Origin of the sequence: Terrabacter aerolatus, from assembly GCF_007991735.1 — a bacterium.
GTDB lineage: Bacteria > Actinomycetota > Actinomycetes > Actinomycetales > Dermatophilaceae > Terrabacter > Terrabacter aerolatus.
In genome coordinates this window covers 1-12,017 of the sequence record NZ_BJYX01000025.1, presented here as the reverse complement: position 1 = coordinate 12,017, position 12,017 = coordinate 1, and the positions used below count along the sequence as shown (strand labels likewise).

10 protein-coding genes are annotated in these 12,017 nt (G+C 72.8%); 5 read left to right on the top strand and 5 right to left on the bottom strand.

What is annotated here, in order from left to right:
* The first annotated feature begins 30 nt into the window (after window positions 1–30).
* Window positions 31–1,332 carry a DUF1479 domain-containing protein gene (locus tag TAE01_RS17460; protein WP_147068091.1) on the top strand — a complete coding sequence of 434 codons (1,302 nt, stop codon included), beginning with the start codon at window positions 31–33 and terminating at the stop codon, window positions 1,330–1,332.
* Between the two features lie 18 nt (window positions 1,333–1,350).
* Here TAE01_RS17460 and TAE01_RS17455 read toward each other — a convergent pair whose 3' ends face one another.
* From TAE01_RS17455 to TAE01_RS17445, 3 genes are all read right to left on the bottom strand, one after another.
* Window positions 1,351–2,676 (bottom strand): fibronectin type III domain-containing protein, encoded by a 1,326-nt coding sequence (locus tag TAE01_RS17455; protein ID WP_147068090.1) that lies wholly within the window; start codon window positions 2,674–2,676, stop codon window positions 1,351–1,353.
* Window positions 2,677–3,073: 397 nt separating this feature from the next.
* Window positions 3,074–4,159, bottom strand: a complete 1,086-nt coding sequence (gene ychF / locus TAE01_RS17450) for a redox-regulated ATPase YchF (protein WP_147068089.1) — start codon at window positions 4,157–4,159, stop codon at window positions 3,074–3,076.
* A gap of 171 nt (window positions 4,160–4,330) precedes the next feature.
* On the bottom strand, window positions 4,331–5,170 hold the full coding sequence (locus TAE01_RS17445; RefSeq protein WP_147068088.1) for a thioesterase family protein: 840 nt from the start codon (window positions 5,168–5,170) through the stop codon (window positions 4,331–4,333).
* A gap of 139 nt (window positions 5,171–5,309) precedes the next feature.
* Between TAE01_RS17445 and TAE01_RS17440 the strand changes: the two genes are divergently transcribed.
* The gene (locus TAE01_RS17440) at window positions 5,310–6,557 is read left to right on the top strand and encodes a DNA recombination protein RmuC (RefSeq protein ID WP_147068087.1); all 1,248 of its coding nucleotides are present in this window, start codon (window positions 5,310–5,312) and stop codon (window positions 6,555–6,557) included.
* Between the two features lie 173 nt (window positions 6,558–6,730).
* Window positions 6,731–8,434, top strand: coding sequence for a substrate-binding domain-containing protein (locus TAE01_RS17435; RefSeq protein ID WP_147068086.1), 1,704 nt, complete (start codon window positions 6,731–6,733; stop codon window positions 8,432–8,434).
* 43 nt (window positions 8,435–8,477) lie between these two features.
* Here the strand turns inward: TAE01_RS17435 and TAE01_RS17430 are convergent, their stop codons facing one another.
* Window positions 8,478–9,512 (bottom strand): 4-hydroxy-3-methylbut-2-enyl diphosphate reductase, encoded by a 1,035-nt coding sequence (locus tag TAE01_RS17430; protein WP_147068085.1) that lies wholly within the window; start codon window positions 9,510–9,512, stop codon window positions 8,478–8,480.
* Window positions 9,513–9,613: 101 nt separating this feature from the next.
* Here TAE01_RS17430 and xseA point away from each other — a divergent pair, with 101 nt between their 5' ends.
* Both xseA and TAE01_RS17420 read left to right on the top strand, forming a co-directional pair.
* Entirely contained in the window at window positions 9,614–11,050 is a 1,437-nt protein-coding gene (gene xseA, locus TAE01_RS17425; RefSeq protein WP_147068118.1) for an exodeoxyribonuclease VII large subunit, read from the top strand.
* A gap of 10 nt (window positions 11,051–11,060) precedes the next feature.
* Window positions 11,061–11,342: an exodeoxyribonuclease VII small subunit gene (locus tag TAE01_RS17420; RefSeq protein WP_147068084.1), complete on the top strand. Its 282-nt coding sequence runs from the start codon at window positions 11,061–11,063 to the stop codon at window positions 11,340–11,342.
* Between the two features lie 13 nt (window positions 11,343–11,355).
* Here the strand turns inward: TAE01_RS17420 and TAE01_RS17415 are convergent.
* The coding region (locus TAE01_RS17415) for a DUF4245 domain-containing protein (protein WP_246111428.1) at window positions 11,356–12,017 on the bottom strand (662 nt) is incomplete at its 5' end.

The following is a 12,017-nucleotide window of genomic DNA, read 5'->3' as shown; positions in this document are numbered from 1 at the left end:
TCGTAAGGACTCCTCACCAAAGGACACCTCATGACCACCACCCCGGCTCGCACGACCGACCGCCCCCTGCCGGCCCTTCCGCACTGGGAGACGACGCCCGAGGACCTCCCCGGCGCGATCCGCGAGGTCAAGGCGGCGATCCGCGCGCGCATCGCCGCGTCGGGCCGCAGCGTCGAGGAGGTCTTCGCGGTCGTCGAGCAGCGGGTCGGCGAGAGCGTGGCGCAGATCCGGGCGGACCGGGAGCGCGGCGAGGACATCTGGCCCGTCATCGACTACGCCGACATCGAGAACGGCACCGTGAGCGCCGAACAGCTGGCCAAGCTCCGTCGGCGCGGCTGCCTCGTCGTGCGCGGGCACTTCCCCCGCGAGCAGGCCCTCGCGTGGGACGCCGGCATCGTCGACTACGTCGAGGGCAACGGGTTCTTCGAGAGCTACCGGGGTCCCGGGGACGACTTCTTCGGCAGCGTCGGGTCGAAGCCCGAGATCTACCCCATCTACTGGTCGCCGGCGCAGATGGAGGCGCGCCAGAGCGAGCGGATGGCCGCCGTGCAGGCGCTGCTCAACTCCCAGTGGAGGCACGAGTCCGACGGCGTCACGTGGTTCGACCCCGAGCGCGACTCGCTCTACCCCGACCGCATCCGTCGCCGCCCCCCGGGGGCCGACTCGAGCGGCCTCGGAACCCACTGCGACCCGGGCACGCTCGACCTCTGGATGACCGAGGGGTACCAGCGCGCGTTCCGCCACCTCTTCGACGGCAGCGTCGAGGACTACGACCCGTGGGACGCGGCGCACCGCACGGCCGGCACGCAGTACCCCGGCACGACGATGTGCTCCGCCTTCCGGACCTTCCAGGGATGGACGGCGCTGTCCGACATGGCCCACGACCAGGGGGTCCTGCACACCGTCCCGATCCCCGAGGCGATGGCCTACCTCATGCTCCGGCCCCTGCTCGACGACGTCGCCGACGACGACATGTGCGGCGTCACGACCAACCAGGTCTTCCCCGCGAGCGAGCGCTGGCACCCGCTCCTGCTCGAGGCCCTGAGCGGCATCCCCGACGTGCAGGCCGGCGACTCCGTGTGGTGGCACTGCGACATGATCCACAGCGTCGCCCCCGTCGCCGACCAGCAGGGGTGGGGCAACGTCATGTACATCCCCGCGGCGCCGTGGTGCGAGCGCAACGAGCGGTATGCCGCCGGCGTGCGTGAGGCGTTCCTCAGCGGTTCCAGCCCCAGCGACTTCCCGGAGGAGCACTACGAGCGCGGCTGGGCCGACCGCTTCGCGCCCCAGCAGCTCAACGCCACGGGGCGCCGCGGACTCGGCCTGGACTGACGGGCCCGTCCTCGTTCGTCAGCGGGTCGCCGCCACCGACGCGGTGAGCGAGTTGGCGGGACAGTAGGACCGGAGGTTCCCCGAGCTGCCGGCAGCCGTGTAGGGGCTCGTCAGGACGAGGGTTCCCTTCCACGAGGTGACCGACCAGATGTTCGACACGAGCCCCGACCGGGTGGGCGTGAGACTGAGCCGGACCGTGTTCTTGACGTCGACGGTGCCGCTCAGTCCCTGGCAGTGCGAGATGTGCACGTTGGTCGAGCCCGAGTAGGTGCCGTTGGCGGGAGTGACCTTCACCGAGAACGGGTGCGAGGCGAACACGCCGGAGACGACAGCCGCGCACGGCCCGACCTTGCACGAGGACGCGAAGTCCCAGGTCCAGCCGAACGTCTGGCCCTTCGCCGCCGACCCGCCGAGGGTGACGGTGCCGGTGACGTCGGTGACCTTGCCGTCGACCGGCCACGACCCGTCCAGGTGGCCGCTGGCGACCGACGGGGTGCGCAGCGTGACCACGAGCTCGGGCGAGGGGTCGGACCGGAGTCCGTCCAGGTCGGTCAGCACGGTGTAGCGGTGAGTCGAGGCGGGGGCGAGACCGGTGTCGGTGTACGACAGCGTCGTCCCCGAGACGGTCCGGACCTCGGTGTCGTCACGGAGCACGACGTAGCCGGTCGGCTGCGGGCCGGACGGCCGCGACCACTGCACCGTGGCCGCGTCGGTCGTCACCTTCGAGGCTCGGAGACCGGTCGGGGCCGCCGGAAGGGTCACCGCGATGAGCTCCGCCGAGGGCTGCGAGCGGTTGGCGCCTGTCGCCGCGACGACGACGTAGCTGAAGACTCCGCCCGGTTCGAGGCCGGTGTCCACGTAGGTCGTCTGCGTGCCCGGAACCGTCCCGACCTCGGTGCCGTCGCGCGAGACGACGTACTTCTCGGGTGCGGGCCCGCGCGCCGGGGCGGCCCAGCCGATCGTGGCGCTCGTGGCGCTGCTCCCCTTCTGCTCGAGAGCCTCCGGCATGGCGGGCAGTGTGCGCACGGCGACCTCTGCCGAGGGCGCGGAACGCTTGCTGCCGGACGCCCCGACGATCACGTAGCGGTAGGCCGAGTTGGGCGCCACGTTGCGGTCCACCCAGCTCGTGACCGTGGCGCCGAGCGCGGCGACCTGGGCGCCGTCGCGCTGGACGAGGTACTGGTCGACTCCCGGGCCGGACGTCGACGGGCCCCAGCGCAGCTCGACGGAGGTCGCGGTGACCGCCTGGCTGGACGGGGACCCGGGCGCCGACGGCACCCAGTTGCGCCACAGCAGCCAGCCCGCGACGGCGAGGACGACGACGAGGCCTGCGGCAAGCACCACGAACCACCACCGGCGACGACGGGGCGGCGGAGCCGGCGGCCCCGGAGGGGTGGGCGGCAGGAAGGTCACCGTCGGCGTGGGAGCCCCGGAGGCCGGGGCTGCCGGTGTCACCGGCGGACCCGCCGCGCCCGCTCCCCCTGCGCCTGATCGGCCGGGACCGCCTGCGTCCGCATCGGATCCGGGGGGAAACATCGTCGGCGTCGTCATGACGCACCTCCTGCGGTGGGCCGCCCCGCACGACTCCGGAAGGGCCGTGCCTCGCTGCCACCTCCAGCCAACGTCGGCGCGACGGAGCACACCAGAGGACAAGGTCCCGGTCGCCCCGTGAGTACCCCATGAGCCGTGCGCCCCCGCCCCCGTCGATCGGGCTCGGAGCGGCCCGCTGAGCCGTCCCCGGTCAGACGTTGAAGCGGAACTCCACGACGTCGCCGTCGGCCATGACGTAGTCCTTGCCCTCGATGCGCACCTTGCCGGCGGCCTTGGCGGCGTTCATGTTCCCGGCCGCGACGAGGTCGTCGAAGCTGACGACCTCGGCCTTGATGAAGCCGCGCTGGAAGTCGGTGTGGATGACGCCGGCGGCCATCGGGGCGGTCCAGCCCTTGCCGATGGTCCACGCGCGCGACTCCTTGGGACCGGCCGTGAGGTAGGTCTGCAGGCCGAGCGTGTGGAAGCCGGTGCGGGCGAGCTGGTCGAGGCCCGACTCCTCCGCGCCGAAGCTCTGGAGCAGCTCGAGCGCCTCGTCGGGCTCCATCTCCATGAGGTCCATCTCGAGCTTCGCGTTGAGGAAGACCGCGTCGGCCGGCGCTGCGAGCTCGCGCAGCGACGCCTGCAGCTCGGTGTCGGCGAGCTGGTCCTCGTCGAGGTTGAAGACGTAGATGAAGGGCTTGGTCGTCAGCAGACCCAGCTGCTTGGCCTCGGCCAGGTCGACCCCGGCGGCCGGCCCCGCGGCATACAGCGTGTGGCCCTGCTCGAGGACCTTCTGCGCGGCGAGCGCGAGGTCGACGGCGGCCTTCTTGTCCTTGTTGACCCGGGCCTCCTTCTCGAGGCGCGGCACGGCCTTCTCGAGCGTCTGGAGGTCGGCGAGGATGAGCTCGGTGTGGATCGTCTCGATGTCGCTGGCGGGGCTCACCTTGCCGTCGACGTGCACGACGTCGCCGTCCTCGAACGCGCGCACGACCTGGCAGATCGCGTCGGCCTCACGGATGTTGGCGAGGAACTTGTTGCCGAGCCCCTCGCCCTCGGAGGCGCCGCGGACGATGCCGGCGATGTCGACGAAGCTCACGGTCGCCGGGAGGATCTTCTCGGAGGAGAAGATCTCGGCGAGCGCACCGAGGCGCGCGTCGGGCAGCGGGACGACGCCGACGTTGGGCTCGATCGTCGCGAACGGGTAGTTCGCGGCGAGCACGTTGTTCTTGGTCAGCGCGTTGAAGAGCGTCGACTTGCCGACGTTGGGGAGACCGACGATTCCGATGGTGAGTGCCACGAGGACAAGAGTTTAGTGGCGATCGGGCGGCCTGCCGACCACGAGGGCGTATGCCGTCCCGCCGGGGTCACGCGATCGGGACGCCGCGTGGCCTCGACGACGTCGCGGTCGCCTCGTCGTCCTCCGTGATCGAGTGCGTCTCGTGGACGAGGTGGACCGTCATGACAGCCGTCAGCGCGGCAGGCGGACGCCGCACAGCTGGCGCGACTGGGCCACGAGGTTGCCGGTGGAGTCCCAGATCAACGCGTCCTCCTCCATCATGCCGCCGCCCAGCGTCTCGCTGCCGAGGGAGACCTGCAGCCAGCCCGGTGCGGGTCGCCGGCGCACGTGGCCGGTGAACTCGAGCGTGGGCGTCCACCCGAAGAGCCCGAGGTCGAAGGCGACGGGGGGCAGCGCGTCGAGCGCCATCATGAGCATCGTCGTGTCGGGCTCGCGGCCGTCGCGCAGCCGCAGCCAGCCACGCATGACCCCGCGCATCGAGGGCTTGCCGACGGCCCACCCTGCCGTGCGCGGGTCGAGGCGCAGGTCGAGTCGCTCGAGGAACTTCGCGTTGGCGAGGAAGTCGGGTGGCGCCTGCTCCGCCGAGACGCACTCCTCGGGCGGCGGCATCTCCGGCGGTGACGCCTGCCGCTGCACGTCGAGGTCGGCGAGGTCGCCGAACGAGCCGATCGCCCGCATGCGCTCGACCGGCTGCCCGTCGTCGCCGGTCTGGTGGATCGTCATCTGACCGGTGGAGAGCCGGCGTCCGCAGCGCATGATCTCGGTCGTGACCGTGAACGGACCGGGCTGGGAGGCCGTCATGAAGTAGGCGGAGAGCACGACCGGGTTGACGTGCTCGGTCGTCTCGGTCGGGTCTGCGGCGAGGTGCTCGCCGAGCGCCTGCAGCGCCGTCGTCATGACGAGCCCCCCGTTGACGGCGTTGCCGATCATCCACTCCTCGTGGAAGGTGCCGTGTCGCCGGGCCGGGTCCTCGCCGGCCTCGAGCCGGGTCGCGTCGTCGTACTCGCTCACGGGACAGGTCTAACAGACGTCCCCGACGCTGCCGGTGCGCTCGGGGTATGCCGTGCGCCACGTCGGCCGTCACGGCGCGGTCCGCGCCACCCGGGTGTCGGAGAGGCCCCGTGTCGGCGGTCTCTGGGACGGTGCTCGCATGGATCTCACCGCTCTGCTCGTCGGCCTCGTCCTCGGCGCCCTGGTCGGGGGCCTGCTCGCGTGGCTGTCGGCGCGTTCGGCCCTGCTGGCTCGCTCGGCCGGCGCGGAGGCCGAGCGTGACGTCCTCCGCGAGCGCGTGGCCGACCTCGAGGCGGCCCGCGACGTCGACGACACGACGGCGAGCCTGCTCGCTCCACTGCGCGACACCATCGGGCGGGTCGAGCGCCAGGTCGGGGCGCTCGAGCGTGACCGGTCCCTCCAGTTCGGACAGCTGGGCGAGCGCCTCACCGAGGTGAGCCGTTCCACCGAGTCGCTGCGCTCCGAGACCGCGACCCTCGCGACGGCGCTCAACGCGTCCACCGTCCGCGGTGCGTGGGGAGAGGTCCAGCTGCGCCGGGTGCTCGAGCTCTCCGGCCTGCTGGCGCGCTGCGACTTCGACGAGCAGGTCACGAGCGTCAGCCGTCACGGGGCCACGGTGCGCCCCGATGCCGTCGTCAACCTGCCCGGCGCCCGTCACGTCGTCGTCGACTCCAAGGCCCCGATGGCCCACTTCCTCCAGGCGCACAGCGAGACGGTCGACGAGGTCGAGCGGGCCGAGCTGCTCGCCGCGCACGCCACCGCCCTGCGCCGACACGTCGAGAGCCTCGCCGCCAAGGCGTACTGGACCGCCTTCACCCGGTCTCCCGAGGTCGTCATCTGCTTCGTCCCGGGCGAGGCCATCCTCGCGACGGCGCTCGCGGACGACCCCGGGCTCTACGAGCACGCGCTCTCGCGCAAGGTCGTCCTCGCGTCGCCAGGCACCCTCTTCGCGGTGCTGCGCACGATCGGCGCCATCTGGCAGCAGGACGCCCTCGAGCAGAACGCCCGTGAGCTCCTCGCGATCGGCCAGGACCTCTACGCGCGCCTGGCCACCCTGGGCGGTCACGTCACGACCATGGGCCAGTCGCTGTCCCGGTCGGTCGAGCAGTACAACAAGTTCGTCGGCACGCTGGAGTCGCGGGTCCTCGTCACCGCGCGCCGGATGCACGAGCTGCACCTGGCCAGCGACGTCCCGCCGTCCCTGACGCCCATCGAGGTGTCCCCCCGGTCGCTGAGCGCGGCCGAGCTCACCGACGACCTCGGTCGCAGCGCGCGCGACGACGCGTTCCTCCAGCACGTCACCGGCACCGAGCGGCCCCAGGTCGACGACGCTGGCACCGACGGCCGGCCCCGGGGCGCGCGCGACGCCGAGCACCGGTCGGCCTGACCGTCGGCCCCGCCGAGCCCGTGCCCGACCGCGCGGCCTGTCGAGACTGCCGACCACACGGATAGGCCTGCGGCACAACGACTTCCGTCTGCCGATGTCAGCGTCCGATTTGTCCGGGTAGTGGACACCCGGGGAGGCCCCGCGCACAATACGCGCGTGGGATCGGGTGCATCGTGACCGCGCCGGGGGGCGTGGATCCAGAGGGCTCCGACGCGCCGAGGCGTCGCATCGGACCGTACGAGCAGAGCCTGCGCGAGACGCGTGAGCGCGCCGAGGCGGCCGCTCGTCAGCGCGCCCACCGTCGTCGGCGCACGCGCGCCGTCGCGGTCCTGGCGACCGTCGTCGTCGCCTGCGGTCTCGGCTACGGCGCCTACCGCTACGTCGGCGCCCGCGAGGTGCCGACCGCGGTTCCCACGGTCGCGGTACGGCCCACCTCGTGCGCCCACCCCGTCAAGGTCCGCGTCGCCGTCGCCCCAGCCGCCGCGCCCGCCGTCGCAGCCGTCGCCGCGTCCCTGGCCCGGCGTCCCGACGCCCCGTGCGCGGCGTACTCGGTCGAGTCGGCGGAGCCGTACGCCGTCTCCGGGTCGCTGGCCGGGGCAGGACGTCCCGACGCCTGGGTCACCGACTCCCCCGTCTGGCTGGGGCGCGCCGCCGCCGTCTCGGGCGCCGCACCGGCAGCAGTCCCGGCGTTCGCCTCCAGCCCGGTGCTCGTCGCGATGGCCGACGACGACGCCGCGGCCCTCGGGACGCGCCTCGGCTGGGCGGACCTGCTCGGCGCGACCACCCCCGTGCGCCTCCCCGACCCGAACCGGTCCGCCCTCGCGCGCAACGTCCTCGGGGTCGCCGCGACGTCGCTCCCGGCCGCCCGCCTGCAGTCGTTCGTCGCAGCGACGGCGCCCTCGTCCGGAGCCGCCGTGACCCTCGACGGCCTGGCCGGGCCGGGGGCCGGCGGAGCGGTCGTGTCGCAGGCCCAGCTGCTCGCGTGGAACTCTGCCCACCCCGACCAGGCACTCGCGGCCGTCGCACCGACGGAGGGGGCGCCTCCACTGGAGTACTCCCTGGTCGCCCTGACGACCGACCCGGCCCGGGCCCGGCTCGTGACGGCGCTCGCGAGCTACCTCACGTCTGCGGACAGCCAGAAACTGTTGCAGGACAGCGGATTCCGCACCGCGACGGGTGGCCCCAAGGACCCCTCGCCCCTCCATGGGGAGATCCGGGAGGTCGCCGCGGGGAGCGATGGCGCCCTGGCACCGCTCACCGCTCAGTGGAGCGAAGCGTCGCGCAAGACACAGACCCTCCTCGCCCTCGACGTCTCCGGGTCGATGCTCGAACGCACCGACGACGGCAGCCGCCTCGCCGTGGTGCAGCAGGCCACCGTCCGCGCCCTCGGGGCCGTCCCCGCGACAGCCATGGCCTCGCTGTGGATCTACTCGCTGCACGTCGGCAGCCACGCCGACGACTTCCGCCAGCTCACCGACTACGCGAGCCTCGGCGATCCCAAGAGCCTCACGGCCGTCGACACGGCCGTCACCGGCCTGGACGGCTACGTCGGCGGCGGCAGCGGGCTCTACGACACCATCGCCGCGACCTACGACCGGGCCAGGTCGGCCTGGCGGCCCGGCTACACCAACACCGTCGTCGTCGTCGCCGACGGGCCCAACGAGGACGACTACGGTCTGAGCCTCGACCTGCTCAAGCAGCACCTCGCGGCGGCCAAGGACCCCAAACGGCCCATCACCGTGGTCGTCGTCGGCATCGGCGGCCGCGCCGATGCCGCGGCGATGCGACAGGTCGTGGCCGTCACGGGCGGCCAGTACGTCGCGACCGAGACCTACGCGGACCTGCAGCCGGTGCTCACCCAGGCACTCGGAGGCTGACCCGCGTGCAGGCCCCGACGACCCGACGCCCGGACGGGACCCGTCAGTGCAGCGAGCCGGTGTCCTCGAAGGCCGCGTCGTGGCGCAGGGTGCCGGCGTCCTCACCCCTGCGGGCCTTGAGGTCGCGACGCAGCTCGTTGGGCAGTGAGAACAGGAGCGACTCCTCGGCCGCGATGACGGCCTCGACCTCGCCGTAGCCACGCTCGGCGAGCCACGCGAGGACGTCGCGCACGAGCACCTCCGGGACGCTGGCGCCCGACGTGACGCCGACGGTCGTCACGCCCTCGAGCCACTCCTCCTGGATCTCGTCGGCGAAGTCGACGAGGTGCCCCCCACGGGCCCCGTGCTCGATGGCGACCTCGACGAGACGCACCGAGTTGGACGAGTTGCGCGACCCGACGACGATCATGAGGTCGGTGTCCTTGGCCATCTGCTTCACGGCGAGCTGGCGGTTCTGGGTGGCGTAGCAGATGTCGTCCGACGGGGGGCTCTGCAGGGCCGGGAACTTCTCCTTGAGCCGCGCAACCGTCTGCATCGTCTCGTCGACCGACAGCGTGGTCTGCGAGAGCCAGACGACCTTCTCGGGGTCGCGGACCGTGACGTTGTCGACGTCGTCGGGACCGTCGACGAGCGTGATGTGGTCGGGCGCCTCACCGGAGGTGCCGACGACCTCCTCGTGGCCCTCGTGGCCGATGAGCAGGATGTCGAAGTCGTCGTCGGCGAAGCGGACGGCCTCACGGTGCACCTTGGTCACGAGCGGGCAGGTCGCGTCGATCGTCTTGAGGCTGCGTGCCCGCGCCTCCTCGTGCACCACCGGGGCCACGCCGTGCGCCGAGAAGATGACCGTGGCGCCCTCGGGCACCTCGTCGGTCTCGTCCACGAAGATCGCGCCGCGCTTCTCGAGGGTGGTGACGACGTGCTTGTTGTGCACGATCTGCTTGCGCACGTAGACCGGTGGGCCGTAGAGCTCGAGCGCCTTCTCGACGGTCACCACGGCCCGGTCCACACCTGCGCAGTAGCCGCGGGGCGCTGCGAGGAGGACCTTCTTGCCGGGCGTCTGGTCGGCTGACTGGCTCATGGCCCCCATCGTACGGTGGACGGCGGCCGGCCCCGACGTGCCGCCCGACCCACCGCTCGACCCATCGGGCGGGCGACACCCTTAGGGTGACGCGGGTGAGCATGACGAGCCCGCTGCCCGACAAGGCCGCCGACACGACGGCCGAGCAGCCGTGGCCGGTGCGGGTGCTCAGCATCAAGATCTCGGACTACGTCGACCGGATGAGCCAGCTCTGGGTCGAGGGCCAGGTCGTGCAGTTCAACCCGCGTGGCGGCACCGCCTTCCTCACCCTGCGCGACCCCGACGTCGACATGTCCCTGTCGGTCTCCGTGCCCATGAACGCCGTCAACGCCATGCCGATCCCCCTCGCGCAGGGTGCCCGGGTGGTGCTCCAGGCCAAGCCCACGTTCTGGACCAAGCGGGGCACCCTCCAGCTCGAGGCCCGTCAGATCCGGCCCGTGGGGATCGGTGACCTGCTCGCCCGGGTCGAGATCCTCAAGCGCACCCTCGCGGCCGAGGGCGTCTTCGACGCCGGTCGCAAGCGCCCCATCCCCTTCCTGCCGCACCGGGTCGGCCTCATCACCGGCCGCAACTCCGCCGCCGAGAAGGACGTCGTCGAGAACGCCCGGCGGCGCTGGCCCGCAGTCGCCTTCGAGATCCGCGAGGTCGCCGTCCAGGGCACGTCCGCGGTCACCGAGGTCGTCGAGGCGCTCCGTGAGCTCGACGCGCTCCCCGCGGTGGACGTCATCGTCATCGCCCGCGGCGGCGGTGCGCTCGAGGAGCTGCTCCCCTTTTCCAACGAGGCGATGATCCGGGCGGTGGCGCAGGCCCGGACGCCCGTCATCAGTGCCATCGGCCACGACGTCGACACGCCCCTGCTCGACCTCGTCGCCGACTGGCGTGCCTCCACCCCGACCGACGCCGGCAAGAAGGTCGTGCCCGACGCCGCCCACGAGCAGGCGCTCGTCGACGGCGCCCGCGACCGCGTGCGCCGCGCGATGGTGCGCCGCGTCGAGGCCGAGCGGTCCGGCCTGCGTTCCCTCGTCTCGCGCCCCGTCATGGCCGACCCCGTCGCCCTCGTCCGCGTCCGGCGGCAGGAGGTCGCGGCGCTGCGGGTGCGAGCCACGGCGCGCATGGAGGCACGGCTGCACCGCGCCGCCGACCAGACGGAGCACCTGCGCCGGCAGGTCGTGGCCCTCTCGCCCCAGTCGACGCTCGAGCGAGGGTATGCCGTGGTGCAGCACCGCGACGGACGCATCGTCATGGACCAGGACGACGTCGGTGTCGGAGAGCTGCTGCGGGTCCGCGTGGCCCGGGGCGACTTCGGGGTGCGACCCGTGTCGGCCGGGGCCGAGGACGCGGCACCCAGGGCTCCCCGGAAGACGGCTGCAAAGGGCACGGCGAGGACGGCGACACGCGCGTCGGCAACCGGCGCGCCCTCCGCCGACCCGGCGACGGGATCGACTGCCACCACAGCGGCCTCGGCACGCAAGCCCCGTAAGCCCCGCACGGCGGCCACGCCGAAGCCGGCCGAGACCGCCGAGGACGGCACGTCGTAGGGTGACGCCCATGGCTGACGCGACCACGACCGACGGCTCGTTCCCCGACATCGCCGGGATGCGCTACGAGGACGCCCGCGAGGAGCTCATCGCGATCGTCGCCAAGCTCGAGGCCGGTCAGGCCCCGCTCGAGGACTCGATGCACCTCTGGCGTCGTGGTGAGGCGCTGGCGGCCCACTGCGCGACGTGGCTCGACGGGGCGCAGGCCGAGATCGAGCAGGCGACCCGCCCGCCGGCCCCGGCCGCCGAGCTCCACGCCGACGACGAGATCTTCGACGAGGACGACGCCTGATCGACGGCCCGGGTCAGCCCGTCGTGCCCGTGGAGGTGGTCGGGGCCGGCGTGACGTCGGCCGACGGCGTCACGGGCGCAAGGGCGGCGACGAACGCCTTGAGCTCGTCCTCCTTGGCGGTGCCGCTGGCCACGATCGTGAGCCCCTTGGCGCCCTGCCCCCGGACGACATAGGCGAGCTGGCCCTTGTCGCTCGCGACGAACCTCTCGAAGGACCGGCCCGACACGGAGGCCGTGCCGGCTGCCTGGCCGTCGTTGACCGAGCGCGCGACCCAGCCCTGGGTCACCCCGACCGCCTGCTTGAGGGCGATGTCGGCACCGCTCGGCGTCGTCCAGACCGTCGTGAACGTCGGGATCTTCTCCGTGCCCGGGGCGTAGCTCGCCACGGTCGGGACCCAGCCCTGCCCGAGGCCCCGGGGCAGCTCGACCCGCCAGGTCGTCTCGGCGGCCACCTGGCTCGCCTTGCCCGCCGCGTCGACGGCCGGGCGCTGCACCTGCGTGATGCGCGGGACGATCGCCACGAGGGCGAGGACGAACAGGCCGATGACGAACATCGACCGGAACATGTTGGGGAACGTGCCGAGCGAGTAGCGGCTCGCCGGGGCGGCCGGCGCGGCCGTCTCGGGCGGCGCCGGCTCGGCGACCGTCGGCGAGCCGGCCGCCGGCTCGCCGGCCG

Bases quoted from the DNA above. Each gene is read 5' to 3' on its own strand.
- TAE01_RS17460 (WP_147068091.1), top strand. From the start codon at position 31: ATGACCACCACCCCGGCTCGCACGACCGACCGCCCCCTGCCGGCCCTT.
- TAE01_RS17440 (WP_147068087.1), top strand. From the start codon at position 5,310: ATGGATCTCACCGCTCTGCTCGTCGGCCTCGTCCTCGGCGCCCTGGTC.
- TAE01_RS17430 (WP_147068085.1), bottom strand. From the start codon at position 9,512: ATGAGCCAGTCAGCCGACCAGACGCCCGGCAAGAAGGTCCTCCTCGCA.
- xseA (WP_147068118.1), top strand. From the start codon at position 9,614: ATGACGAGCCCGCTGCCCGACAAGGCCGCCGACACGACGGCCGAGCAG.
- TAE01_RS17420 (WP_147068084.1), top strand. From the start codon at position 11,061: ATGGCTGACGCGACCACGACCGACGGCTCGTTCCCCGACATCGCCGGG.